Source organism: Planococcus versutus, from assembly GCF_001186155.3.
In the GTDB taxonomy this organism is placed as follows: domain Bacteria; phylum Bacillota; class Bacilli; order Bacillales_A; family Planococcaceae; genus Planococcus; species Planococcus versutus.
Genome location: NZ_CP016540.2, coordinates 1,017,448 through 1,044,308, shown reverse-complemented (window position 1 = coordinate 1,044,308; position 26,861 = coordinate 1,017,448). Strand labels below are relative to the sequence as shown.

28 protein-coding genes are annotated in these 26,861 nt (G+C 37.9%); 13 read left to right on the top strand and 15 right to left on the bottom strand.

What is annotated here, in order from left to right; translation table 11 throughout:
• Positions 1-163: 163 nt before the first annotated feature.
• On the bottom strand, positions 164-406 hold the full coding sequence (locus I858_RS05250; RefSeq protein ID WP_049694292.1) for an IDEAL domain-containing protein: 243 nt from the start codon (positions 404-406) through the stop codon (positions 164-166).
• Positions 407-583: 177 nt separating this feature from the next.
• Here I858_RS05250 and I858_RS05245 point away from each other — a divergent pair, with 177 nt between their 5' ends.
• A complete protein-coding gene (locus tag I858_RS05245) occupies positions 584-1,138 on the top strand; it encodes a competence protein ComK (protein WP_049694291.1) in 555 nt (184 codons plus the stop codon).
• Between the two features lie 272 nt (positions 1,139-1,410).
• Here the strand turns inward: I858_RS05245 and I858_RS05240 are convergent, their stop codons facing one another.
• Positions 1,411-3,027 (bottom strand): ABC1 kinase family protein, encoded by a 1,617-nt coding sequence (locus tag I858_RS05240; RefSeq protein WP_049694290.1) that lies wholly within the window; start codon positions 3,025-3,027, stop codon positions 1,411-1,413.
• 102 nt (positions 3,028-3,129) lie between these two features.
• On the opposite strand from I858_RS05240, the gene I858_RS05235 reads away from it, so the two are divergent.
• Positions 3,130-3,906: an enoyl-CoA hydratase-related protein gene (locus I858_RS05235; protein WP_049694289.1), complete on the top strand. Its 777-nt coding sequence runs from the start codon at positions 3,130-3,132 to the stop codon at positions 3,904-3,906.
• A gap of 40 nt (positions 3,907-3,946) precedes the next feature.
• Here the strand turns inward: I858_RS05235 and I858_RS05230 are convergent, their stop codons facing one another.
• The 7 genes from I858_RS05230 to I858_RS05200 form a co-directional block, all read right to left on the bottom strand.
• Positions 3,947-5,569, bottom strand: a complete 1,623-nt coding sequence (locus I858_RS05230; protein ID WP_053221276.1) for a S9 family peptidase — start codon at positions 5,567-5,569, stop codon at positions 3,947-3,949.
• 198 nt (positions 5,570-5,767) lie between these two features.
• On the bottom strand, positions 5,768-7,321 hold the full coding sequence (locus I858_RS05225; RefSeq protein WP_049694288.1) for a fatty acid--CoA ligase family protein: 1,554 nt from the start codon (positions 7,319-7,321) through the stop codon (positions 5,768-5,770).
• 97 nt (positions 7,322-7,418) lie between these two features.
• The gene (locus I858_RS05220) at positions 7,419-9,356 is read right to left on the bottom strand and encodes an ABC transporter permease (RefSeq protein WP_049694287.1); all 1,938 of its coding nucleotides are present in this window, start codon (positions 9,354-9,356) and stop codon (positions 7,419-7,421) included.
• Positions 9,328-10,101, bottom strand: a complete 774-nt coding sequence (locus tag I858_RS05215; protein ID WP_049694286.1) for an ABC transporter ATP-binding protein — start codon at positions 10,099-10,101, stop codon at positions 9,328-9,330. Before I858_RS05215 ends, I858_RS05220 begins: the two co-directional genes overlap by 29 nt.
• The gene (locus tag I858_RS05210; protein ID WP_049694285.1) at positions 10,034-11,107 is read right to left on the bottom strand and encodes a sensor histidine kinase; all 1,074 of its coding nucleotides are present in this window, start codon (positions 11,105-11,107) and stop codon (positions 10,034-10,036) included. The genes I858_RS05215 and I858_RS05210 overlap by 68 nt, the downstream gene beginning before the upstream one ends.
• On the bottom strand, positions 11,107-11,811 hold the full coding sequence (locus tag I858_RS05205; protein ID WP_049694284.1) for a response regulator transcription factor: 705 nt from the start codon (positions 11,809-11,811) through the stop codon (positions 11,107-11,109). Before I858_RS05205 ends, I858_RS05210 begins: the two co-directional genes overlap by 1 nt.
• A 73-nt stretch (positions 11,812-11,884) precedes the next feature.
• On the bottom strand, positions 11,885-12,877 hold the full coding sequence (locus I858_RS05200) for a lipoate--protein ligase (RefSeq protein ID WP_049694283.1): 993 nt from the start codon (positions 12,875-12,877) through the stop codon (positions 11,885-11,887).
• Positions 12,878-13,019: 142 nt separating this feature from the next.
• On the opposite strand from I858_RS05200, the gene yhfH reads away from it, so the two are divergent.
• Positions 13,020-13,145, top strand: coding sequence for a protein YhfH (yhfH, locus tag I858_RS05195; protein WP_065524405.1), 126 nt, complete (start codon positions 13,020-13,022; stop codon positions 13,143-13,145).
• Positions 13,146-13,321: 176 nt separating this feature from the next.
• Here yhfH and I858_RS05190 read toward each other — a convergent pair whose 3' ends face one another.
• Genes I858_RS05190 through hemE form a run of 4 tightly spaced genes read right to left on the bottom strand, consistent with a single transcriptional unit; the run spans position 13,322 to position 17,256 of the window.
• Positions 13,322-13,792 carry a FixH family protein gene (locus tag I858_RS05190; protein WP_049694282.1) on the bottom strand — a complete coding sequence of 157 codons (471 nt, stop codon included), beginning with the start codon at positions 13,790-13,792 and terminating at the stop codon, positions 13,322-13,324.
• Positions 13,792-15,228: a protoporphyrinogen oxidase gene (hemY, locus tag I858_RS05185; RefSeq protein WP_049694281.1), complete on the bottom strand. Its 1,437-nt coding sequence runs from the start codon at positions 15,226-15,228 to the stop codon at positions 13,792-13,794. Before hemY ends, I858_RS05190 begins: the two co-directional genes overlap by 1 nt.
• A 24-nt stretch (positions 15,229-15,252) precedes the next feature.
• Entirely contained in the window at positions 15,253-16,170 is a 918-nt protein-coding gene (gene hemH / locus I858_RS05180; RefSeq protein ID WP_049694395.1) for a ferrochelatase, read from the bottom strand.
• A 39-nt stretch (positions 16,171-16,209) separates the two neighbouring features.
• Positions 16,210-17,256 (bottom strand): uroporphyrinogen decarboxylase, encoded by a 1,047-nt coding sequence (gene hemE / locus I858_RS05175; RefSeq protein ID WP_049694394.1) that lies wholly within the window; start codon positions 17,254-17,256, stop codon positions 16,210-16,212.
• 208 nt (positions 17,257-17,464) lie between these two features.
• Between hemE and I858_RS05170 the strand changes: the two genes are divergently transcribed.
• From I858_RS05170 to I858_RS05160, 3 genes are all read left to right on the top strand, one after another.
• Positions 17,465-17,977 (top strand): antibiotic biosynthesis monooxygenase family protein, encoded by a 513-nt coding sequence (locus I858_RS05170; protein ID WP_049694280.1) that lies wholly within the window; start codon positions 17,465-17,467, stop codon positions 17,975-17,977.
• A 52-nt stretch (positions 17,978-18,029) separates the two neighbouring features.
• A complete protein-coding gene (locus I858_RS05165) occupies positions 18,030-19,025 on the top strand; it encodes a sodium:calcium antiporter (RefSeq protein WP_049694279.1) in 996 nt (331 codons plus the stop codon).
• A 142-nt stretch (positions 19,026-19,167) separates the two neighbouring features.
• Entirely contained in the window at positions 19,168-20,340 is a 1,173-nt protein-coding gene (locus I858_RS05160) for a M20 metallopeptidase family protein (protein WP_049694278.1), read from the top strand.
• 41 nt (positions 20,341-20,381) lie between these two features.
• Here the strand turns inward: I858_RS05160 and I858_RS05155 are convergent, their stop codons facing one another.
• Both I858_RS05155 and I858_RS05150 read right to left on the bottom strand, forming a co-directional pair.
• Entirely contained in the window at positions 20,382-21,584 is a 1,203-nt protein-coding gene (locus I858_RS05155; protein ID WP_049694277.1) for an ABC transporter permease, read from the bottom strand.
• Positions 21,568-22,317, bottom strand: coding sequence for an ABC transporter ATP-binding protein (locus tag I858_RS05150; protein WP_049694276.1), 750 nt, complete (start codon positions 22,315-22,317; stop codon positions 21,568-21,570). Before I858_RS05150 ends, I858_RS05155 begins: the two co-directional genes overlap by 17 nt.
• Before the next feature lie 110 nt (positions 22,318-22,427).
• Between I858_RS05150 and I858_RS05145 the strand changes: the two genes are divergently transcribed.
• The 7 genes from I858_RS05145 to I858_RS05115 all read left to right on the top strand — a co-directional run bounded on the left by I858_RS05145 (position 22,428) and on the right by I858_RS05115 (position 26,785).
• A complete protein-coding gene (locus I858_RS05145; RefSeq protein ID WP_049694275.1) occupies positions 22,428-22,859 on the top strand; it encodes an HIT family protein in 432 nt (143 codons plus the stop codon).
• A gap of 104 nt (positions 22,860-22,963) precedes the next feature.
• Entirely contained in the window at positions 22,964-23,494 is a 531-nt protein-coding gene (locus tag I858_RS05140) for a tryptophan transporter (protein ID WP_049694274.1), read from the top strand.
• A gap of 124 nt (positions 23,495-23,618) precedes the next feature.
• Complete coding sequence (locus I858_RS05135; protein ID WP_049694273.1) at positions 23,619-24,038, top strand: YtxH domain-containing protein; 420 nt, start codon at positions 23,619-23,621, stop codon at positions 24,036-24,038.
• Positions 24,039-24,327: 289 nt separating this feature from the next.
• A complete protein-coding gene (locus I858_RS05130) occupies positions 24,328-24,891 on the top strand; it encodes an HTH-type transcriptional regulator Hpr (RefSeq protein WP_049694272.1) in 564 nt (187 codons plus the stop codon).
• A gap of 99 nt (positions 24,892-24,990) precedes the next feature.
• A complete protein-coding gene (locus I858_RS05125) occupies positions 24,991-25,536 on the top strand; it encodes a DUF3267 domain-containing protein (RefSeq protein WP_049694271.1) in 546 nt (181 codons plus the stop codon).
• 61 nt (positions 25,537-25,597) lie between these two features.
• The gene (locus I858_RS05120; RefSeq protein ID WP_006828367.1) at positions 25,598-25,783 is read left to right on the top strand and encodes a hypothetical protein; all 186 of its coding nucleotides are present in this window, start codon (positions 25,598-25,600) and stop codon (positions 25,781-25,783) included.
• A gap of 108 nt (positions 25,784-25,891) precedes the next feature.
• Positions 25,892-26,785 (top strand): peptidylprolyl isomerase, encoded by an 894-nt coding sequence (locus I858_RS05115; RefSeq protein WP_049694270.1) that lies wholly within the window; start codon positions 25,892-25,894, stop codon positions 26,783-26,785.
• Positions 26,786-26,861 lie beyond the last annotated feature (76 nt).

Genomic DNA, 26,861 nt, shown 5'->3' with positions numbered 1-26,861 from the left:
TAACATATGCCCTAAAAAACCACTAACAAAAAGCGAACGTATGTTTTTTGAAGAAAAATTGGACTATGTTCGTTGAAAAAGCGTTTTGAATCTCTTTCGTGGTTTTTATAACTGAACAGAAAAAAAGAATTGGAGTTACTCCAATTCTTTTAAGGCAAGTTGATTATTCGATTTCTTCATAATTTAGACTTTGTAATTGAGCAGCATATACCGTGAATGCTTTTTGGTCGTGACTGTCCAGGGCTTTATCGATAAGTGCCATCAGCTGTTCTTGCTGTTGCGATCGATGAACATGCTTTAAGAATAGATCTAAGTAGATATCATTCAGCATTTTTTCCGCTTCTGTGATTTTTTTAGTTTGTGCCATTGCTTTCATGAAATCAGCATAAGAATAATAGTTTTCCATTCTACTTCACCCCGAATGCTTTTCATTAGTATACATGAAGAGAATAGAAGAAATCAATATTTATTTGAAAATTAAAACTAAAGAGAAAAATTTTTATTTTCAATCTAATTCGTATTGCAGAATTCCCATTTTTTATTATAATAAGAATGTAAAGTAAATTTAGGGGGTTATTTTTTCATGAGTAGAAAGAATCACAGACCGTCCTCGTACACAATTTGTACAAATACCTATGCTCTTTTGCCCTATATAGAGGGGCATCGCACTTGGATGCGTGTGATTGAAGATCGCAGTGAGCTTGTGGTAGAAGAAGCCGTTTATAAAACAGTCACTACTTCTTGTCGCTTTTATCGTGCTTCTTTGGAAAGTGCTACACTTTATGCTCAAAAAGCAGTTGGCGTAAAACACAAGCCCCCTATCATTATCGGTGAATACTATGGCAATCCGCTCATTTTCTTTCCAACACACTCTCCCAAAAACAAAGAATGCGTCTGGTTTAATTATGATGCTATCGACTTGATTGAAAGCGATAGCAGCGGCAAAGGCAGTATTATTTATTTGAGTAATAGTGAATCTGTTTATTTAGATGTGTCTCCAATTGCTTTGCGAAATCAACACTCTTTCGCTGGCTCACTTCGCCGTTATTTCAAAAAATCACAGCGTGTTCACAATCATCCAATGGCTTACGTAACGAAGCGAACCTTTCCACCGCGCAAACAACAACCGCTCGATTAGTTTCATTGTACGTACACTCTTTACGAAAATAACAATTACGGATTAGTTAAAAGAGTTGCCGATTCAAGTCAATGTATCAAACTTGAATCGGCAACTCTTTTTTACGCATATTTTGATGCCTGTCGGAGCTGATCAGGCACTTTCTCTTTTCTTATTGTCCAGTTCAAGTGCCTAGCTCCTCGGGTCATAAGTCAACCCATCTGTGTGGCAAAGAACGCCACACTGCTGGTCTGCCTTATGCCTGTCGGAGCTGATCAGGCACTTTCTCTTTTCTATTTAATCGATCGGTAGACCCATAGTGAGCCTACAAAGAATACAGATGAGACCCACATGTACGGTTCGTTCCAAAACCAGACAGATACAGAGATTCCTGTGAATGACAGGATCGTGAAAACGCCTGCAAACATCCTCGACTGTAGATCACGTCGGTATTCACGTTCACGACCATCACGATTTTCAAAATAGCGGCGTAGACGTTCTGGTTCTTCTAGATAATTGATGACTTTCTGTGGGAATACACGCAATGGTCCTGTAGCGTTCAACACCCAGCGTAGAATATCCTCTTTGCCAAAGATGCCTTTACCTTCTTTTTGGGAAGAAGCCCATTCGAGTATGCGTGGTCGTGCAAGCGCCATTAAATCTACTTTTGGATCTAAGATATGTAAGACGCCGACAAAAATAGAAGCTGCTCGTCCAAAAAAGGCAAATTCTGCTGGCAATTGAACCGGCTGTGTTCGGACGATTTCTTGCATGTCCTCCAATAAGCGCTCAACAACAAAACTATCCATTTGTGACAATTCATTCGATTCATAAGCTGCAACAAGTCGTGAAATGGTATCTCCCAAAACAGCACGATCGGCCTGTGGCAACAAAAACCGTAGTTCTTCAAGCGAATCCAGTACTTGATCGTAATTTTTGAAAATAATGCCTTCTGCTGCACGCAACACAGCTTGAGAATCTTTTTGTGAAATGTTACCGATCATTCCAAAATCGATCAACACAATGCCACCGTCAGGTTCAAGCAAAATGTTTCCTCCATGAGGGTCTGCATGGAATTGTCCACCATATAAGATTTGTTCTAAAAACAAAATAAACAGACGTTGGGATATTTCGTGTCGATCTAATTCATTTTTTTCAATAAAGGCTAAATCTGTAATGCGAGCCCCTTCAATCCATTCCATTACCAATACACGACGCGTCGTATATTCGTCAAAATATAATGGAATGCGAACACCTTCCATAGAATCAAAACGTTCAGCAAAAGAACGCCCATTCTGAAGTTCTTTCACAAAATTCAATTCGTCTCCGATAGTTTGCGTCATTTCTACGTACAATAGCTTAAAATCAATTTGTTTTGCGAATGACGTGAATTTTTCAGTCAACCAGATCACAATACGGATAGCCTTAAAGTCTGCGCGTAAAATACGATCTGTCCCTGGACGCTGAACTTTCACTGCTACTTCGGTACCATCTTTTAATACTCCTTTATACACTTCACCAATAGAAGCAGAAGCCACTGCCGAATCCGATAACTTTTCTAAGTAATTGGTATACGGTGTGTTCCATTCTTCTTCTAGTACAGAAACAATACTTTTTCTGGGTACAGAAGGCACACGATCTGTCAATCCTTCTAATTCTGCAAGAAAAGATGGTGGCAAAATATCTGCACGTGTTGATAAAAATTGACCAAGCTTGATCATCAGTCCACCTAGTTTTAAGGCTAGATTTTTGTATTCTGTTGCTTGTTTGGTGATCATCTCATTCCATTTTTTCTCAACTAACGGCGTCCATTTCCCACGATTTCGCTTTTGGAAAAACGTCACTTGTAAAAAAATTTTGACTGCCAGCCAGACAATCCGGAAGATACGGATAAATGTAATTTGATTCATAAGTGCAGTCCCTCCCATGTTTTTCATTATAGAGTCTGATGGCAAAATAGTCCAAAAAGTGATATGTTTTTAAATGAATAGAATAGCATAAGGGGGATGAAAATGGACACAATTCATTACGAACAGCAAAATCACTTAGCATTTATTACATTAAATAGACCTGAATCAATGAATGCCTTCAACTATGATATGCTTTTAGAACTCGGTCAGGTCGTGGAAGCAATCCGCATTAACCCAGATATTCGTGTAGTAATCTTTACAGGTTCAGGCGAGAAGGCGTTTAGTGTAGGTGCAGATTTAAAAGAGCGAAAAAACTTAACTGAGCAACATGTGAAACGCAATATTTTCAAAATTGGCGAAGTTTTTTCAACGATTGAAAGCTTACCACAGCCAACCATTGCAATGATTAATGGCTTTGCGTTTGGCGGTGGTATGGAACTAGCACTCGCATGTGACTTCCGCATTGCTACAGACGATACACTTCTCGGTCTAACGGAAACGAGCTTAGGTATTATTCCTGGAGCAGGAGGTACACAACGTTTGCCTCGTTTGATCGGTGAAACAAAAGCATTAGAGTTAATCTTGACTGCACGCAGATTATCATCTGTTGAAGCTTTTAATTTTGGGTTGTTGACTCGCGTAACACCACGGCATGAACTTGTTGATGTCACCGGAGCATTTGCCGATGCGATTCTTGCAAACGGGCCTATCGCTCTTCAACAAGCAAAATTTGCGATAAAAAACGGCATGAACACCGATTTACAAACAGGCTTACAAATCGAACGAAAAGCATATGAAATTACTATACCCACAGAAGATCGGATTGAAGCACTGCATGCTTTTGGTGAAAAACGAAAACCGATATTTAAAGGAAAATGAAGTTAAAACTGGAGTAGCTTTTCTCAGCTGCTTCAGTTTTTTATAGTTGTTTATTGATTGATTCCAATAATTTCTGTAATTGTGTGATATAAAAGTCGGAAGAACTTGAAAATAATACAGGTTGACTACTCTCAAAAAGAAAAATGAATCTCGCTTTAATCATCTTACTTTTCAATTTTACCATTAGTAGTTGTGCATCATTGCTTCCTACTATTGCTATCCTTCTCACATCAATCCAGTTAGTTGCTTGGATAATCTCTTCTATTGCATTTATCCAATCTTCTTGTGCATCTTCATTTTTCGCATTTGCAAATTCTTGACTATAGCCATGGCTACCACTTGGATTAGCATAAAACACACCTAAACCTTCATTTGCCAGTAATTGCAGTTCTAGTGAAAACGTATTGGTATTCATGTCTTGAGAACTTTCTTGAACTTTGATGATCAACGGATATTTTTGTTTTTTTTGCCTGCCGATAGGTTCTGTTAACCACCCATGGACTGAATTTTTAGCATTTGTAGTGATAGTCGACTGTGTGTTTGCCAACTTTGTATTTCTTATAAATAGTTGGTTAAACGATGTTAGAGGACGCATTTCGCCTGTTGTAATTGACAATCGATACAGTTCTCCTGGCTGAAGGGAATTACTGATAGCTAGAACTGCAAAGCTTCCATCTTTTGAGACATCATAGCTATATACATGCTCCATATCAGGAGATGCTGGAAAAATCATGCCCTCAAGTGATGCAAAGTACAAACGCACGTCCCCCATCGTTGATACGCGGAAATACAAATGATCATCTATTGTCCAAACGACAGCTGGTGCGTCTGCTCTTTGGATATCACTTTTCGCAAAATCACCGACAGGCACATCTATGCTTTCTGTTAAACAAAAGCTCGTCTGTGCTTGCAAATCAGCAATGTATAGCTCAGTATGTGTTGCATTGCCATACCGTCTATTACTTCCTGTAAAAGCGATCTTTGAATCGTCTCGAGAAAAAGCCGCACCAAAATAACAGCCCTGTTCGCTTGATACCTGAATGTGTTGTTTTGTGTCAATATCGTATACATAAAGAACTTGAGTAGCTAAGCTAGCTGTACACAATCCATACACTACTTTTTTTCCACTATGCGATACAGCTTCTAATTGATAATTAGCTCCTCCAGATAAAACTAGTTCAATGTTTTTCGTTTCACAATCAATCAATCCGATTTGTCGATTGTTGTCACAGCTTGTTTGCTCTGGATACTTCTTTTGAAACAGCTCCTTGTTCTTTCGTAGAAACCCGTTGATCCAAATTTTCGTGCCACAAGCAGCCCACTCAAAACGATCTATATTTTGTTCACCATCCATCAATGCGTATATTTTTTTATCTGAAATTGAAAGGCTATACAACTGGTTTTTTCCATCTTGATATGATAAAAACGCTACATTTTTGCCGTCTCCAGACCATCGCGGTGAACTAACCTGCTTTTTTCCGGAAGTCCACTGTAGTTGCTGACCGCTTTCTAAATCCATTTGGAAAAGTTGGGCATTGTATGTATTTTCTTCTTCATCCATTTTCTTTTGAACAAATATGATGCTTTTTTCATCTGGCGAAATCCGTGGATCTGTCACAGAAATCAAAGAGTGAACATCGCTAAGTTCTATTGGTTTTTTCATCGACTGATCTCCCTTTTAAAATCTATTTATACATACTGTTTAACTATAATAAAAAATCCATTCAAAAGACATAAAGCTATACTACAAGTTCATAGTTCAACCTAAAAAGACTCCCGAGAAATGCTCCGGAGTCTCTATGTATAAAGAGTGATATGTGGAAATCATTCACTTTCTGCAACTCTTGTTCATATCAAGAGTTTATTTTTTCATTGCTTGATCTTTTAACGAACGACGTAAAATTTTTCCAGTTGTGTTTTTCGGTAATTCTTCAAGAATTTGAAAATGTCTTGGCACTTTGTATTTTGCTAAGTATTCTGCACAATAAGCTTGTAATTCTTCAACTGTCACCGATGGATCTTTTAATACAACATAGGCATTAACTTCTTCTCCAAAATTCGGATCAGGTAGACCAACAACTGCTGCTTCTACAACAGATGGATGAGCAAACAATACTTCTTCAACTTCTCTCGGATAAACATTATATCCCCCTACGATAATCATATCTTTTTTGCGATCCACAATGTAAAAATAACCTTCTTCATCGACACGCGCTAAATCACCTGTATACAACCAGCCATTACGAATGGCCGAAGTAGTTTCTTCTGGCATTTTGTAATAGCCTTTCATAACATTTGGTCCACGAACAACCAATTCGCCTACTTCGTTGACTGAAACTTCTTCACCTAATTCATTTACAACTTTGTTTTCAACATTGATGATAGAAGTTCCAATGGAACCAGCTTTTCGTTCTCGATCGATTGGGTTAAAACAAGTCACAGGAGAAGCTTCCGACAACCCATATCCTTCTGAAATTCGGACATTAAATTTGTCTTCAAATTCATGAAGTAAAGCCACAGGCATAGCAGAACCTCCCGAAACCGCAAGACGCACAGAACTAAAGTCTGCTGGGTCAACCTCCGGCAATTGGTTCATGAAGTTAAACATTGTTGGTACACCTGCAAAAACAGTTGCCTTAGTTGCTTTAATTATTTCAAATACTTCTTTCGGATTAAAGCGCGGTACTAAGATAATAGTAGCTCCTTGTAATAAAGGGGCATTTACAACAACAGTTAATGCAAACACGTGAAATACTGGTAAAGTTGCAATTACACGATCACTTTCACCGATTTGGAGATACGCTCCAACATCACGAGCGTTAGAATAGAGATTTCGATGAGTCAACATAGCCCCTTTTGGTTTCCCTGTAGTACCAGATGTGTACAAAATGACCGCATTATCATCTTGTTCAACTTCTGCTAATACATTATCGGCTGTCGCTTTTGCAAGCTCATTAGAAAACAAATAGACCTTTTCAAAAACTTCTTTAGGTAGCTGTTCCATTTTTTCAGGTGATAAAAGATCTGTTTCACAAATGATAAAAGTTTCAACACTTGGAAGTGCTCGATGAGCTTTTTCAATGAGCGGCAACAGCATATCGAGAGCTACTACTACTTTTGCATCACTGTCATTAACGATATAAGCGATTTCATCGGGACTATAAATAGGATTAATAGGTACAGCCGTTGCACCTAAACGCATCGTCGCATACAATGAAATCAAAAAATGTGGCGTATTGCCTAGAAGAAATGCAACATGATCTCCTTTTTTTACACCTAATTTTTTTAAAGCACCCGCAAAAAGTGCAACTGTTTGATCAAATTCTTCGTAGCTTGTATCTTTCCCCATAAAGCTATATGCCGCTTTAGCAGCATTTTTTTCTGCCATCTCGTGAACACTTACCATTAAATTCATTTTCATCCCTCTTTCAAATTGAATGAATAATCATTCATATTTCGATCTGTTTTCATTATAAAATAAATCTTCAGACAATACAACAGACACCGTAGAATTACGGTGCCTGTAGGTGTGCGACATAGCGCCAACGAATCAAGAAAAAATACAATATTTGAGCGATTGTAAAGCCTCCAAGTACGATCGACATTTCAAAAATAATCGATAGTTCAGCAAACTCATCCCACACCACTTGTAAAGAGACAAAAGCAAAAGCACTATGCAGTAACGCAAGAACCCATGGGAGAAAGAATTGCGGAACCAACTGGCGGTTGATGATTTTACCCAATTCTTTATCTGTCATTCCCATACGGATTAGTAATTTGTATTGCTTGCGGTCTCTTTCAAGACCGGTATACAATTTAAAGTAAATAAAACTTCCGGCTGCAAGTAAAAAGACACCTGCTACTAATAGCCCAATAAACAACAGCAATGCAAACGAAGATTTAAACCATCGATAATCTGAACCAGGATTTTCAAAAAAGTAATTAACTTTACTAAAACTCGATTCATCGATGATGTCATACATTGTTTCTGATAATCGATTGCCGATATTTATTGTTTCAGTCCAATTTGAAACATCAAACGCATAATAAGAAAAATCAGAACTTCCAGCTGAATAGCCGAGTAAAGGTTCATCGATTGCTTCGTAATCCGCATCGCTGACGATAATTGTATTCATATTTAACGTATGAATAGGAAAAACAACGTGTGGATATGTTGAGCGAATCGATAATGGAATGCCGCTTTCAATTAGCACTGTATCAACACTGGAATTTTTTAGCTCTTTTAACGATTCTAACGAAAACGGAACAAACAAGCCTTCTCCTTCTGATAGTTGTGCAGGTGTAAAATCGAGAGCGGTTGCTAAACGATTAAACTGTGATAGCGATAAAACATCAACATCATTTCCAGTAGCTTCGGAAGTTTGCCGCTTAACTGTCAATTCAACTAAATCATAAGATAATTGTTCGCTTTCCAGTTGTTTGGTGAGTCGTTCAATATGTTCTGCTTCTTGTTCGTTTCCATCAAATGAAATATAGATCAGACCGAGTGGATTAGATTCACGAAAGTCTCCTGTATAAGACATAAAAGATGCTAAAGTTCCAACCGTCAAAAAAGCAACAGTAGAAACAATAGTGACAATAAAGAACATTTGTGCACTATCTTTTAATTTAACTGAAGCTTCTGCTAATGATACCAACCTTGTCTTTTTCCAATATATCGTTCTTTTTCGTTTGCATAAATTCAATAAATAATTGATTGTGTGTGTAAAAAACAAGTAAGTACCAAAAGTCGCCAGTGGCGGAACAATGAAAATAATATAGTAGACGGTTTCATCTGACACGTTTATAGCAAACAAATAAGCAGCAGCTAAAAACGCAATCCCCATAATCGATAACATGGTGGATGATTTTGTCTCTTCTTCAACTTTCCAAAAACCATGCAGTAAATCAATGATGCGCTTTGTTCGAATAAATCCAACACTAACAAAAGAGATAATAACAAACAAACTCGCAAACGCGACAATCGTCAATAAGAAGGGTTCCCATGAAACGTAAAGTGGCAGTGAGTCTAACTCTATAATTTCTCGTCCAATCATAAAAAAGAATTTTGAAAAAGCAAAACCAAATATAATGCCTGTCGTAGTTGAAACCGCTCCAATGATCAGCATTTCAAAAAAAATTAATTTATTCAATTGCTTTTTGGTCATTCCGAGTTGCAATAAAACGCCAAATTCTTTCGACCGAGCTTGTAAAAATGCACTCATCGAATAGAATAGAAAAAACAACGTAAAAATATACAATACAACTTCCGCAATCATCATGCCTTGTATGGCAAGCAGTTGTAATCCGTCTTTTTCAAAAAGTGGATGAAAAATGAACATCGAACAAACAAAAAACACCATGACTGAAAAAACGCTCGCTAGAAAAAACGCTGCATAATTTCTCCGATTGCGGATAACATTATGGTAAGCGAGTTGCCGAAAAGTCATTTACCGAGCCTCCCAATAACGACAGGACATTCAAAATCCGCTGATAAAAAGTCTGGCGTCGTTCATCTCCATAAATTTCGTTAAAGAATTCTCCATCTTTAATAAAAAGAACACGATCGCAATAACTCGCAGCAATTGGATCATGTGTAACCATAATGATAGTTGTTTTGCTTTCTTTTACTACATTCGATAAAATTTCCAACACATCACGCGACGATTTAGAATCTAAATTACCTGTAGGTTCATCTGCTAATACTAATGCAGGATGATGAATGAGCGCGCGACCAATTGCTGTCCGCTGAGCTTCCCCACCTGAAATTTCGTTTGGTTTTTTATGGAGAATTGATGTTAACCCTAAGCGATTCGCAACGACAAGCACTCGTTTTGCCATCTCGTCTACAGCAACATAATCAAGTGTTAGTGGTAGCACTAAGTTTTCTTCTACAGTTAACATTTGCAATAAGTTGAAATCTTGAAAAACAAAACCCATTTCTCGCCTCCGGAACAAAGCTAACTCATCTTTATCCAATAAATGCGGATTGACTCCATCAATTAAAATTTCTCCAGAAGTTAATGAATCAATTGTTGAAATCAAATTTAATAGAGTTGTTTTCCCACTACCAGAAGGACCCATCACTGCAAGAAACTCACCTTGTGCTACGTCAAAACTTAGCTGGTTAACTGCTCGGTGTGTCACTTTCCCTTCGTATACTTTTGTTACCTCGTCGATTTCTACTATTGTCATCATGATCCTCCTGAACTACAAAATCTTGGTTAATGAACAAAACAGAAACAGTCGTTCCTTTTTCTTGAACAGAAGATATTGACAGTTCGTGACCTAGTTTCCCGCAAATTTCTTTTGCTAAGTACAATCCCATTCCTGTTGATTCTCCTGTTTTACGTCCATTATCTCCTGTGAAAAACGCTTTTGTAACACGGGGCAAATCAGTAGAAGAAATACCAATTCCTTCATCACGTATTGTTAACAACGTATTGCCATTTAAACATTCAGCAGCAATAAACACTTTTTTATTTGGTTCAAACGTATACTTCACTGCGTTGGTTAAAAACTGCCCGATGATAAACTTCATCCATTTGTGATCCGTTGCTACAACTTGATCTTCTGCGATTGAAATTTCCGGATAAACACGTTTTGAAATAAACAATCGCTTGTTTTCTGTTGCTACTTCACTAACTAAAGACCTCAAATTGATTTGTTCGATTTGCATATCTTGCTCGAATGTATCTAAACGTGCATTCATTAACACAGTATCCAACCCTGCTTTTAATCGCTCCATTTCTTCGCGGACACTATTTTTATCGAGCTCTTGTTCTTCTTGTAACAATAAATGCATCACTGACAATGGTGTTTTCATTTGATGCACCCATTGATTCATAAACTGCAAATGTCGATTTTGGGTAGCATACAAAGATTGCACTTCATGCTGATACAAGCGATACAGTTTTTGTAAGTAAATTTCATTTTGAATTTGCTCAGGCGATTTACCTTCACTTTGAAGCATATGCTCTAAATTTTGCGGCGCTGTCAAAATCCGTTGGTAGTATTGGTAGCGTCTAGCAAATCGCGCCGTTAGGAACGTAAAAACTAGCACAGTGCTAATAACGAACGAGTAAATCGCGGTATCCGCATTTCGAAACCCATCCAACCAATACAACAACATGATAAATGCCACTAAAATCACTTGAAAGACAATAAAAGCTGCGTGTTCTTTTAGGAATAATCGAAGCATTATGCTTCCTCCTCATGAAGCAAGAAACGGTATCCAGCTCCTCTTACCGTTTCAATACTTGATGACACATCGTAATCAGCTAGTTTTTTTCGAACGCGTGTCATATTGACATTCAATGTATTTTCATCGACAAATGCTTGATCGTCCCATAGCTCTTCTAACAATTGCTCGCGTGATACTACTTTGGGATAATGAGTCAGTAGCAATTCTAAAATCGTGCATTCTTTTTTCTGTAAGGGGATGATTGCTTTTTTAACGTGCAATTCCATTCGTTCCATAAACAAAACATTGCGTCCCACTTTAATAGAGCGCTCTTCTTGTTTTGGCGCATATTCACCATAAGCTCTACGCAAGTGGCTTCTTATTTTTGCAAGGACGATTTCATAATGAAAAGGTTTCGTTATAAAATCATCGCCTCCGTTTTCTAGAGCAAAGACTTGATCCATTTCTCCCGAACGAGCTGAAATGAACAAAATTGGACAAGTTGTCTGTTGCCGAAGTTGACGGCACCAGTAATAACCATCATAAGAAGGTAAGTTAATATCCAGTAAAATCAACTGGGGATCAAAAGTCTCAAATTCTTCAATGATTTGATCAAAATCGTTTGCAGTTTCCACCACGTAATGATATTTCCTCAAATTTTCAGCTAATAACTCCGCAATTTTCAAATCATCTTCTACTATGAAGATTCGTTGAGCAGCCATCCTGATTCCCCCTTTTCTTTTTATTTTTATTTTAACAAAAGAGCCTGCATAAAAGCAGGCTCTCCCGAAATTCTTAATAAATTAATTTTAAAAATTCTTCTGTCGTAATCCCACCAAGAAGTTTTGGAATATCGATACCTTCAATCGCTTTGCCTAAAGAGACACGTTCGTATTTAGATCCAGCTATCGCTTGCTCGACTTCAGATATATCACCAACACCGAAAAAGTCGCCATAAATATTGACGTCTTGTACAATGCCTTTTTCAACTTGCAATCGAACATCAATACCACCAACTGCAAATCGATGTGAGTGTTTAATATTGAATTTAGGTGATTTCCCATAATTCCAATCCCAGTTGCCATAACGTTCTTTTGACAACTCGTGAATATTTTCCCAGTCTTGATCTGTCAGTTCGTAATACTGAACATTGTCTTCGCCATCAAAAATTGAATGCAAAATAGCCATGCGGAATTGTTCAATCGTCATAGGCTCTTTTAAAAATTCGGAAATATTCGCTACGCGACTGCGAATCGACTTGATGCCTTTTGATTCAATTTTTTCTTTACTTACTTTCAATGCCGAAACCACTGCATCAATTTCTGTATCAAACATTAAGGTTCCATGACTGAACATGCGACCTCTTGTTGAAAATTGAGCATTACCTGAAATTTTTCGTCCTTCTGCCATTAAGTCATTGCGCCCTGAAAGTTCAGCATCGACACCAAGACTTTGCAATGCTTTTACAACAGGCTCAGTAAATTTGCGAAAGTTGCGGAAGCTATTGCCGTCATCTACTGTGATAAAGCTGTAATTTAAATTCCCTAAATCATGATAAACAGCGCCACCGCCAGACAAACGTCGAACTACGTGAATTCCATTAGAATCTACATACTCTGTATTAATTTCTTCAGCAGTATTTTGGTTCTTGCCGATGATGATCGAAGGCTCATTAATATAAAACAGCAAGAATGGATCTTTCTCTACATCCATCGTTTTTAATAAGTATTCTTCAATTGCTAAGTTAATTTGTGGATCTGTAATGCCTTTGTTATCAACAAAATACATAATCTCTCTCCTTTTGGCTGCATTCTCTTTTTTAGTTTAACGGATTTTTCAAATAAGTTCACGATTTAGGGTTGACGAATCAAAACTGTTATAATACACTTATAAAAACAACAACAGTACTATAACAAAGGAGATGGAAAGTATGATTGAAAACGTAGTCGAATTTTTCAAGAACTTACCCCCGAAACAGTGTGCGTCTTGTGGAGAAAAAATAGAAGAGCAGCACGAATGTTATGGTACGAAGTGTGAGACTTGCAACGAATTATAAGATTAACTAGAACATACTTAGAAAAAACGGAGTAGCGCTACCTAGCGTTGCTTCGTTTTTTTACTTTTGATCAATAGTAAGATCGCTGTGCTATAACATTCAATTGAGGCGCAGCAACTTTTAAAACTCTATAAACAAAAAAGACACCGCTTAAGCAGTATCTTTGTCGATTTATATTAGTGGCCAGAGTGATCTTCCATTTTATCCATGCCCTGTGCATCATCACTATCATCTGCAATAATAGACCCCGGATCTGGATTTCCTACTGTAATTTCTTGTTTTGGCATTACATGCAACGAGCGCGCCGTTGTGTGTGCTTGCATATAATACACACCTTCTTCTTTAAAACTTGTTTTTGCTTCGTAGATGCCGTTCTCAGTATATTCAGCTGGGATCATTTCGCTATTGTTACGATCTCCCGATTGCCATACCTCGTAAACAACTTCTTCTGCATCGTCTACTTCATCATCCCCTTGTGTAACAGTTACAGAAAGAACAACGTCTTCAGCAGGTTCAGCTTGTGTTTCAGTATTAAATGCTACCTTTACTTCTTCCACTAAATCTCCAGCACCTGAAGAATCGCTTTCTGCTGATCCACACGCACTAAGCAAAAGAAATGGTAGCGCCAGCCATAGAATTTTTTTCATTACATAGTTTCCTCCAAATCACTTGATTGGGCTTTAAATCGCTCGATCAATTGATCGGCTGCCGCTTTGCCTTGGTTAACACAAGCAGGCAGTCCAAACCCTTCAAAAGATCCACCCGCAATTTGTAGCATCGGCAGAGCATTTTGAACTTCTTTTTTTGCTAAAGCAATCCGCTCTCCATGACCTACCAAATATTGTGGCATTGCTTCTTTCATGCGAGAAACAACTGTAAATTCAGGACTTTCTCGAATGTTCAACAATTTTTGCAAGTCTTCTAAAACAGCTTTAACAATTTCACCATCTGATAATTCAACAACAGCCTCATCACCCACTTGACCTATAAATGCTCGATAAACTTTTTTTCTAGGAGGTGTTAAGCGGGGCCATTTCAAATGTGATGCAGAACATGCCGTAATCGTGAAATCACTATTACGTGCTACAACAAACCCCGTGCAATCGAGATCATTAATGACGGCAGTTTCTGGAAATATGAGAGAAACTGTTGCAACTGAAGTTGAAGGAATATCTTTTAAGCCTTTCAACAAGCCGTGCGGTTCAAAAATAGGCATCAATTTGCCATGAGGCAATGCGAAAATCACACCATCTGCACTAATTGAAGAGTCATTTGTCAAATAAAGTTTAACTTGCTCTTGTTGCTGTTCAAATTTCTCAACCTTAACGCCTTTTAGGATGATGCAGTGATCAAGTTCTTTTTCCAATGTTTGGATCAATGTCTCAAGTCCACCTTTAAAGGTTTGAAACAATCCTTCTCTTTCAGTATCAAATGCTCTCGAAGCCGCTACTTTATTTTTCTTTAACCCACGTATTAACCCGCCCTTTTGTTGGTCGGCTTCAAGTAACTCAGGAAATGTAGCTTTAAGACTTAATCGATCAATATCTCCAGCAAAAACACCGGAAAATAAGGGTTCGATTAAATTCTCAACCAATTCATTTCCAAATCTGCGTCTTAAAAACTTTCCAAGCGGTTGATCTTCAACCATGTGTGTGGCAGGCAAAACAAAGTCGCCTAAAGCACGAATCTTACCAAACCAAGAGCTAATTCCTGATGTCAAAAATGATCCGAAATTTGTAGGCACACCCATCACTGACCCATTAGGTATCGGATACAATCGATTTCCCACCGCTACATGAGTTTCCCCTGGAGCGCTTTGAATCAATTGATTTTCAATGCCCAATTCTTTTGCTAATTGCTGAATACTATTTTTTCTAGAAACAAACGAGTCTGGCCCACGCTCAATTACAAAACCATCCTTTTGCAAAGTCTGGATTTTTCCGCCGAAACGATGAGCTGCATCAATTAATGTGATTTCGATCTCCAGACCTTGCTCAGTAGCATGTTTTTGTAAATAGTATGCCGCTGATAATCCTGTAATACCAGCACCCACGACAACTACTTTATGCGCTTTTACTGCCACGATTTATCCACACTTTCATTTACTTTATTTTTCTGCTAGCTTGCGTAATACAACGTCTGTCAATCCATCAATAAATAAAGGCTGAACGTTTGGCATTTCTGGACGATAATAATTTGCACCAATGTCATCACATACCACTTTACATTCATAATCGTTATCGAAAAGAACTTCTAAATGATCTGTTACAAAGCCAACGGGTGTATAAACAAACGATGTATACCCTTTTTCTTCGAAAAGATCACGGGTTAAGTCTTGAACATCTGGTCCAATCCAAGGTTCGCCTGTTTGTCCAGCACTTTGCCAGCCAATTTCTACATTTTTAACGCCCGTTGCTTGTTGAATCATTTGGGCTGTTTCTTTTAATTGGTCTGGGTAAGGATCGCCATTTGCAATAATCTTTTCTGGCAATGAATGCGCAGATACGATTAAGCAAGCTTTTGCTCGTTCTTCTTCTGACATTCTATCAAACGTTTCACTTACTTTTTCCGTCCAATATTGGATGAATTTTGGTTCTTTATACCAACTTTCAACAGAAGTCAAAGAGATGCCTGCTTTTTCAGCTGCTTCTGCTGCACGGCCATTATACGATTTTACTGAGAACGTTGAAAAATGGGGTGCCAAGACGATTGAGATCGCTTCTGTAACGCCGTCTTTTTTCATTTCTTCAACACCATCTTCTACAAATGGCTCGATGTGTTTAAGACCTAGATACATTTTGAATTCAATATCATCTTGAACTTCATTTAAACGATCGCACAGGCCATTCGCTTGTTCTAGCGTAATTTTAGCAAGTGGCGAAATACCACCAATTGCTTTGTAACGACTCTTTAAATCTTCTAGACTTTCTTCGCTCGGCTTACGGCCACGGCGGATATGTGTGTAGTAGCGTTCAATATCATCTTCTGAGTATGGCGTTCCATATGCCATTACTAATAATCCCATTTTCTTTTTCAACCTAGTCACCTCATCATGAATTTTGTTTTAATTCGAGTTATTTTTGTGTGCAGCACTGTATTCGTGAACAAATGATGTTAAGCGTTTCAAGGTATCTGGATTCACCTCAGGGAATACTCCGTGACCTAAGTTAAAGATATACCCATCATTTTGCATACCCATATCTAAAATCTTTTTCGCCCGCTCTTCGATTACTGACCAATCTGCCAATAAATAAGCCGGGTCAAAGTTGCCTTGTAATGCTTTTGTTAAGCCCATTGAACGCGCTTCAGAAATCGGCAAACGCCAATCTAATCCAACAACGTCCACAGGAAGCTCGTGCCATTCTTTTGCTAAATGACTTGCACCTACTCCAAAAATGGTTAATGGCACATTTTCTGTACGCAATTCAGCGAAAATACGATCCATTACCGGTTTGATAAAAATACGGTAATCTGCAACGTTTAATGCACCAACCCACGAATCAAAAATTTGGATTGCTTTCGCTCCTGCCTTTATTTGTGCTTTTACGTAAGGAATAATGGTATCGGCTAGTTTGTCCATCAAGGCGAACCACATAGCGGGTTCAGATACCATCATTGCTTTTGTTTTGTTGTAGCTCTTTGAAGGACCTCCTTCAATCATATAACTCGCTAATGTGAAAGGTGCCCCTGAAAATCCAATCAACGGCACATTTAATTGTTCTTGCGTTAGTATGCGAATTGTTTCAAGAACATAATCAACGTCTTGTTCCGGATTGATATCTCCTAAACGTTCGATATCTGCCATTGTACGAATTGGGTTATCGATAACAGGACCGATTCCTGATTTGATTTTCACGTCCACTCCAATTGCTGGTAGCGGTGTTACGATGTCTTTATAAAGAATTGCTGCATCGTTATTGTATTGATCTACGGGAAGTTTTGTTACGTATGCGCATAGTTCTGGCTGATGCGTAATTTCTTCTAGTGAATATTTCTCTTTGATTTTGCGATATTCTGGCTGTGAACGTCCAGCTTGTCTCATATACCAAACCGGTACGTGATCTGTTTTTTCTCCACGCGTTGCGCGAAGATAAGTATCATTGAATGTCATGAATTCTTCATCCCTTCGATGTGCCACACTTTTTTTGTCTTCCTATATCCGTTTATACTATAGACGTTACGTACTACATTGTATAGATTCTAAGCTCATTTGTCATAAATTAGACGCTTCTCTTTTCACTTGTTCGACAAACCTGTTTCGTGTAGTTTTCTATGGGGAAGTATATACTAGTAAGTATCTATAATTAGGAGGGGTATTAGTGAACTTTTATATGACAACAGGAACATACGATTTCATGAAAAAAATGCGCGATAAGTATCCACAAGAAACGATGGTCCTTATGCAAGGTGAAGGAACCACTTTGATGATGCATGAAACGGAAGGCAAAACTATTTTTCAAACACCTCGTCGTTATGAAGTAGTCGATGGAACAGGACATTTCAATGAAAAAGGATTTTTTGTTCTTAACAATATTCCAGTTTCAGAAGAAGGACGTCCTATTTTTGAACACCGTTTTAAAAACCGAGCTGGTGCTATTGAAAATGAGCCTGGCTATATCGCATTCCGAGTTTTGAGACCACTTGATTCAGATACGTATATTGTTTTGACAGAGTGGGAGTCTCCTGCTTTTTATGAACAATGGAAAGAATCTCAAGCTTTTGCAAAAGCTCATTCGGCTAAGCCTGAAAGCGAAGTCAGTACACAACTTCCAAATATTTTCTCAGGCGTTTCACATATCAGCACTTACCGAGCAAAACCAGAAGAGGAATGATAAACGCAAACCTCGTATAGTAGTTTATTGGATATCCTAAGGAGGAAATAAATTGGTTTTCGTTATCTTCATATTAGCAGCGGCACTTACAGTTTTCGCTTCCATCAAGCTGTCTCAGTACGCCGATGTAATCAGTTCTAAAACAGCTATGGGCGGAATGATGGTAGGTACGCTGTTGTTAGCAGGTGCTACCTCTCTTCCTGAAGTTTCAACTAGTTTTTCAGCAGCGGCGATTGGCAACGCCGATATTGCAGTTGGAAATATGATTGGCTCTAACCTGTTCAATTTGTTCATTCTCGCTGGCTTTGATTTTCTTTTGCGAGGACGTCGTATTTTAAATCGTGCGTCACGTAACAATATTTACACAGCACTTCTCGGTACTTTATTAACTGTGTTGGTAATACTAGCACTTTGGTTGCGTTTAGATACGCAAATTTTAGGTGTAGGATTAGATGCATTAATTATCGCAATTACTTATATTGTTGGTATGGTTGTCATCAATAAATTACCTTCACTTGACCCTGAAGCAGAAGCGGTAGCAGAGTCAGAAGAAGAACCCGACAACCCAAGTGCTTCCCTGTCATCCAAAGCTGCTATTTTCCGCTTTGTTATTGCGGCTTTAGTGATTTTGGCAGCTGGTACTGCGTTGTCGATTACAGGAGATGAAATAGCGATTATTACTGGTATTGGATCTAGTTTTATCGGGAGTTTCCTTATTGCAGCAGCTACTTCTCTTCCAGAAGCCATTTCTGTTTTTGTTGCTTTACGGTTGAGCAACGTCAATATGGCGGTTGGAGCGATTCTTGGCAGTAACATTTTCAATATGATTATTTTAGCTTTATCTGATCCAGTTTATACGTCTGGAACAATTATTTCAGGTGTTTCTGGGGCGAATATGATTATTGCAGTTGGTGTGCTGATTATGTCATTGTTGGCTTTGTTTGGTCTTTATAGAAAAGAAAGTGCTTCTACGTGGTCTTATGCATTACCATCTGTAATTATCCTCATCGTGTATTTTGCAGCATCTTACTTAAACTTTACTTATTAATCACCAACACACACAACCTACTCTGTTAGTAAGAGTTGGTTGTGTATTTTTATATTTTCACGTTCTGTATCTATTAAGTTGATACTTTTTTATTCTTTATCGTTTTATATGATATGATTTTACAAAAGAAAGGGGTTTGACGATGCTGACTACATTATATAATCAATTAGATGCTGCCTATTCTGAAATGGTAGAAATCCGACGCCATTTGCATATGAATCCTGAACCTTCATTTCATGAAACAAATACAGCTCGCTATATTCGAGATTATTACGAACAACTAGGAATCATTGTTGAACACGGTGTCGGTGGCAATGGAGTCGTCGCAAAAATTCAAGGAGCACATCCTGGAAAAACTGTCGCATTACGCGCTGATTTTGATGCGTTACCCATTCAAGATCAAAAAGAAGACGTTTCTTATCGTTCCACAGTTGATGGAGTCATGCATGCTTGTGGCCATGATGGTCATACTGCTACACTTTTAGTGCTTGGAAAAACTTTATACAACATGCGAGAAGAATTGTCTGGAACTTATGTATTGATTCACCAACATGCTGAAGAACTTGTTCCAGGTGGTGCAAAATCGATGATTGAAGCGGGTGTGTTAAATGGAGTTGATGCGATTTTCGGCACGCATCTTTGGTCTACGACACCTTACGGACGAATTGACACACGCGTGGGTCCTATCATGGCGGCTGCCGATAGTTTCACGTTAAAAGTACAAGGTCGTGGTGGCCACGGAGCCAGTCCTCACGAAACTGTTGATGCAGTGGTGACAGGTGCTCAAATTGTCTCTACACTACAAACCTTAGTTTCTCGCCGCGTGGATCCATTAGAGTCAGCTGTATTGTCCATTGGCTCGTTTGTTGCACAAAATCCGTTTAATATTATCGCAGATCAAGCGGTTTTATCTGGTACGGTTCGCACCTTCAAAGAAGATATTCGGAGCTTAATGGAAACGGAAATGGAACGTGTGATTAAAGGAATTACTTTAGCTACCAATAGCGAGTGCGATTTTAAATTTACACGTGGCTATTCCGCAGTGGTGAACCATGAACAAGAAACCTTGTTTGTTAAAGATATCGCACAAACAATTCCAGGCGTTACTGAAGTATACGACTGTCCACCTCAAATGGGTGGCGAAGATTTTGCTTATTACTTAGAAAAAATTCCAGGGTCTTTTTTCTTTACAGGTGCGATGCCTGAGGGAGATGTTTATCCGCATCACCATCCAAAATTCGATTTTAAAGAAGAAGCGATGCTGATTGCTGCTAAAACTTTAGGAACAGCTGCTATTCAATTTAATTATAAATAAAAAACAGAGCGAGACATGCTTATTTACATGTCTCGCTCTGTTTAATTTTTTTTATTTTTTAATACACTAACCGTAATAAGAGAAACGGCTAATATCACAAAAAACGTTAACAACGCAGTGATAAATTCACCCACAATGAGTAAAACAATGGCCGCTATTATACTTTGCACTATTTGCAACTGGATGATGAGTTTCCAGACAGCGTCTTGTCTGCTATAACGCGTCAATGGAAATAAATTGTCCATTCGAAAATGCTGTGTATGTGTCAGTCCTTGCCAAATTTGAATAGTCGTCGCAAACGCCAAAGCTCCTGCAAACAAAACCATTCCAATTTGGAAAGACATGAACCATGCACCCACTAAAATAATCGCTGTTAGCCTTACCCATAAGTAAAACAATTCGTCTGAACGGATAAACGTTCTCCAAACAAGATACAAATGTGCGTTTTTTGAACTGGACTTAATAAATCTGTAAATCCAATTTAGCCATGTTCTTGCCTTTATTTTACCTTTTAAATGAGGAACATCAGTAAAATAATTCGCAAATTGATAAAAGCGCAACATGCGGTTTTCTTCTAGGCCAATAAAATGCTCATAAGCAAAAGGTTTTCCAACTGCTTTGCGCGCGATCCATTTCCCATAAAAAATAATGACAAATAAAATAAGCACAGCCACTACTAGGTGTTTTTCAATATAGAAGTAGGCAAACAAGCCCACCAGCAGAAAACGAAACAACCGATCAAGCCAAACTTCTTTTCCAGCTCCTTGCTTTCGAAAAGCAAATTCAGTTTGAACATTCCACCATTTGAGCAATAATAACAAAATTGGAAAACCAACTAAAAATGCTGACGATAAGCCATATAATGCATTAATCATCGGCAATGAAACAATAAAGACGATAATCGGCAAATATAATTGAGATAAAAACGACCATTTTAAAGCAGGTTTTAAAAAATCGTCTAATTTGCTTTCTAACGGTAAAAAATAAACCATATCTGCTTCTTTTAACAAGGTTGATGGTGGACTAAGCGCTAGTAATAAGCCAAAAATCACTGCCAATAACAATGCCCCTGGAAATTGAGGCGGCACATCTTGAATCCATTCACTATAAGCAAATCCTGCTGCTCCAAGTGCAAAAAGCAACACAACTGCAATATGACCTGTAAAGATAAATTTCAAGTAGTTTTGAACTTCTACTGTATATTTTTGAAGTCTTCTAGACCAAATATCATGCAAATTCTTCATTTAGTTCATCCTCAGTCATCGCAATATACAAGTCATCTAATGATGCTTCTGGCATATTAAATACTTTGCGTAAGTCATTCATCGTGCCACTTGCTCGAACACGACCGTTATGAAGCAAAATAATACGATCACAATATCGTTCGGCAGTAGATAAAATATGCGTCGACATTAGCACAGAAGCGCCTTTTTTCTTTTGTTTTTCCATTTGCTCTAATAACGATTTGATACCAAGTGGATCTAGCCCAACAAAAGGTTCATCAATAATGTAAAGCGCAGGATCTACTAAAAATGCACTCATGATCATTACTTTTTGACGCATTCCTTTAGAAAAATGCGAAGGAAACCATTTTAGACGCTTTTCCATACGAAATTCTTTTAACAATTCGGCAGAGCGCTGTTCAAATTGTTGGGAATCTATATGATAAGCCATGGCTGTTAGTTCCAGATGCTCACGCAACGTTAGTTCTTCATATAAAACCGGTGTTTCAGGAATATACGAAAATGAAGAACGATAACTGTCCATATCTTCTTCAAAAGTTTTGCCATTTAATCGAATTTGTCCTGACTTGGGCTGCATTAATCCAATAATGTGCTTAATGGTTGTACTCTTGCCAGCTCCATTCAAGCCGATCAACCCAACAAGCTCCCCTTTGCCTATCGAAAATGTTACTTCTTGTAAAACGGGTTTACGTGTATATCCCCCCGTTAACGCGTCCACTTCCAAAATAGCCATCTGCTACACCTCTTTCTTTCTATGTAACCCATTGTATCAAAACTAACTGTCGAATTCTTTTATGTTATGACAATTATGGTAAACTAAGAAAAATGGAAAGGATGATCCTCATGAAAAATTGTATTTTTTGTAAAATCATTGCTGGAGAAATTCCGAGCGTAAAAATTTACGAAGATGAACATGTTTTCGCCTTTATGGACATTATGCCATTATCTAAAGGTCACACTTTACTTATCCCGAAAACACATCGTGAATTTGTTTACGATATGACACCAGAAGAAGCAGGTAATTTGTTTGCGGTGGCACCTAAAATCGCTAAAGCAATCAATGAAACTTTTCAACCAGAAGGTATGAACCTATTAAACAACAACGGTGCTAAAGCTGGACAAAGTGTCTTTCATTTTCATTTGCATTTTATTCCACGCTATGGACAAAGTGATGGATTCGGTGCGAAATGGATAACGAAAGAAAAAGAGTTTACTTCTGAACGTATACAGGAACTAGCAGAATGCGTAAAAGAAAAATTAAACGCTAAAGCTTGATTTTCTGAAGTAGACAAGATAAAATCAGGTTAAGTTTTTCGCCGGCGGTCATGAGGACACGTCCGGGAAAAAGAAACTAGCATATAGCTGAGGAGAGATGAGAAATGAATACGAAAAATCTAGTTTTAATGGCGTTGCTAGTCAGCGTCGGAGCCACACTTTATGTAGTGATTCCAGGCATCAACGGCGGGATGAAGCCCGACTTTATGTTGACAATGATGTTTGTCGGAATTCTGCTATTCCCAAATGTAAAAAACGTCTTCTTATTAGCAGTAACGACCGGTGTCTTATCAGGTCTATTCTCGACATTCCCAGGTGGCTTTTTCCCGAATATTATCGATAAATTTATCACAGCGTTTGTGTTCCTTGCTTTGGTCATGCTATTGAAAAAATTCGTTTCTAAGTTACCCGTTACGATTGCCCTTGTTGCAATGGGAACTGTATTATCGGGAACGATCTTCCTTTCTGCTGCTATTTTCGTTATTGGTGCAAACATTCCTTTTAGTTTGTTGTTTGTCACAGTAGTGTTGCCTGCGGTCTTGTTAAACGGAATCGCTTTCGCTTTTATTTACCCGATTGTGATTACATTGGTTAAGCGATCAAAATTCGAAACGGCTGTTTCACAAGCCGCTTAAAAAAAGGGCTTTCATCATCTTTTATGGTGAAAAGCTCTTTTTTTTGAATAGTCATTCATTTATATGTTTTAATTAGGTATAATAGAGGAAAAGAACACTATAGAAAGAAAGGGGCGTTTTATACATGACAGCATCAAGATTTTTCTTAGGACTTGCAACTGGGTTAGCAGCTGGCGCTGCAACTGCTTTATTTTCTGCACCACAATCAGGACAGAAATTCCGCTCTACCATGAAATCCACATCCTCTGAATGGAAAGAATACTTAAATGAACTAAAAGAAAAAGTAAATGGTGTAAAAGAATCTTTTAATCAGTTAACAGAAGAAGCAAAATCACAATTACCTGAAGCAGTTGAGGGATTAAAAGCTTCACTTGAAACTTGGACGGAAAGCACTGCTCCTGCCAAAGAACATCTTCAATTGGAAATTATGGCGATCCAAAATGCCATTGAGGAATTGCAAAACACGATTAGTAAAGACAAAAAAGAAAAAAATGTTGATAAACCAAAATCTGAAAAAGTTGACGACGATACACAAAGTGCATAAAACAGCAGCCTTCGGGCCGCTGTTTTTTTCATCTCTAAGAACTTTTACTTACTTTGTGGTTGTTGCGTAGCTCTGCTGTATTGTTGTATTTGCTCACATCAGTCTTTGGCGCATATAAACTATTTTTAAAATAGCTAATATGAAATAACTACCTAGTTATTCCGTTGCAATAAATACCACAAACTTCTATGTATGCGACTACTGTAAATTATTTTACTATTCTTACTTTAATTACGTTTGCTTTACTGCTATAATAAAGAAAAAGTTTCGGAAGAAAGTTGGTGCTTGTGTGAACGAGAAAGAATATTCCATGAAAGAAGCTATGTTGTTTAGTCAACGCATCGGTCAATTGTCAAAAGCATTGTGGAAAGCCGTAGAAAAAGATTGGCAAATGTGGATAAAACCTTATGACTTGAATATTAATGAACATCATATTCTTTGGATTTCCTATCACTTAAAAGGTGCTTCTATATCAGATGTCGCTAAATTTGGTGTGATGCATGTTTCGACTGCTTTTAACTTCTCAAAAAAATTAGAAGAACGCGAATTGCTGTCTTTTTCAAAACGAGATACGGATAAACGAAATACTTACGTTGAACTAACAGAAAAAGGCGAGCAATTAATGCAGGAAATGATTGAAAATTATCACGAAACGCCTCATTCAGTTATTGATGGCTCTCTTCCTTTGCGGAAATTATACGGGAAGTTTCCTGAATTTATGGATGTAATGGCTGTTATCCGCAATATTTATGGCGAAGATTTTATGGAAATCTTCGAAGCTTCTTTCAAAAATATTGAGAACCGCTTTAGTGAGGAAAACCAAGTCATCACGCGTCAAAAAGACCTGCAATAATCCTTATTTTTTATACCTATTTTAGGGTTGCATTTCCCGATAATTCGTTGTAGTGTATGTAACGAAACCAAAATGAAATTAGTAAGTGGGGATGCACATATGCACTGCTGGAAAACAATTAACTTAAAAAAACAATATGGATTTGACCGGCTATTCATGATCTCAGCACTTTTTGGAACAGCTGTTTTTATGACATCTTACATTGGGCTAGCAATTGCCTATGCTACTCCTTTATCGGATCAGCATTTTCTGTTTTTCATACTAGCTTTACTTGCTGTTTATCCGCTTCATAAAATTTTGCATTTTTTGCCATTAATCGGTTGTCATAAATCATTGAAACTCATTATACGAAAACAACTGAAAGTTTGTCCGGCTATTTTGCTTCATATCAATGAACCTGTATCAAAAATACGTTTCTTGTTGTCACTTGCGACACCTTTTCTCGTGCTGAATACAGTTCTTGTTACAGCAAGCATCACGATGCCTGCTTATAGTCACTACTTTACTATGCTGTTGGCGTATCACTGCGCCCTATGTTTAACGGACATTATCTACATTCGCAACCTATCACGTTCACCTAAGTATTCATTTATTGAAGAAACAGACACAGGATTTGAAATTCTTGTTCCTCCTATCGTTAGCTAATATCTGCTTTTTCTTCTCGTCTTTGTTATACTAGGAAGTAAAGTTAGAGGGGAGGAAACCCATGATTATCGCATTTATTGTTATGTTCTCCGTGTTTTATCTTTTCCAAATCAACCGGATGACATTAGCATTAGTTACTTCTCGGGAAATCCCGGAAGAAAATCACCAAAAAATATTCCGGACGATTAATATATTAATTACGATTTTACTGGTATCGTTGTATGTAGGCGTAGAATTTACCCCTTAAAAACACTTGCCTCTTGGCAAGTGTCTTTTTTTCGGAACTTTGCATAGTGTAATACGTTTATAGTATAGTAAATACTGCATTTATATAGAAAGTTGGGAGCGAAATCTAATGAAAAAATCTTTTTTAACATTTACTTTAGCAGCGTCTGTATTGGCTTTATCCGCATGTAGCGATGGCGGTGATGAAAAAGCGATCGTCACCTCTGATGTTGGCGATGTCACAAAAGAAGAGCTTTATCAAGAAATGAAAACATCTATCGGTGAACAAGCGATACAAATTTTACTGATTGAAAAAGTTCTTGCCGAAAACTTTGATGTATCAGACAAAGAAGTAAACGCAGAATACGACAGTAATAAAGAAGAGCTTGGCGAAAGCTTTGATCAGTTTCTTGAGCAAAATAATCAAACAGAAGAAAGCTATAAAAAAGTAATTCGCTTGAATTTACTACAAGAAAAAGCATTAACTGAAGGCATCGACGTTACAGACGAAGAAATCCAAGCTCAATATGACCGTCAAGGAACTGAGTTAAATGCACGTCACATTCTTGTAGCGGATGAAGAAACAGCCAACTCTTTAAAAAAACAATTAGATGAAGGCGCTGATTTCGCTAAATTGGCGGAAGAAAACTCTACAGATACAGGTTCTGCTGCAAAAGGCGGAAATGTCGATTGGTTCGGTCCAGGAGCTATGGTTCCTGAATTTGAAGAAGCTGCATACAACCTTGAAATTGACAAAATCAGTGATCCGGTTCAATCTGAGTTTGGTTTCCATATCATTCAAGTTCTTGAAAAGCGTCAAGTGAAAGACCAACCTGCTTTAGAAGATCAAAAAGAAGAAATCCGTTCTGAAATTGCACTTACAAAAGCGGATCAAACAACATTACTTCCAAAAGTTGCCGAACTGATGAAAGAAGCAAATGTAGAAATTCAAGATGAAGACTTAAAAGGCGCTTTGGATGATATTCTAAATCCACCAGCACCTGCTGCTCCAGCCGGAGAATAAAAAAACAATAAAAAACTGCCTTAAAGCTATGATCATAACTTTAAGGCAGTTTTTTTAAATTACACATAATCGAGCT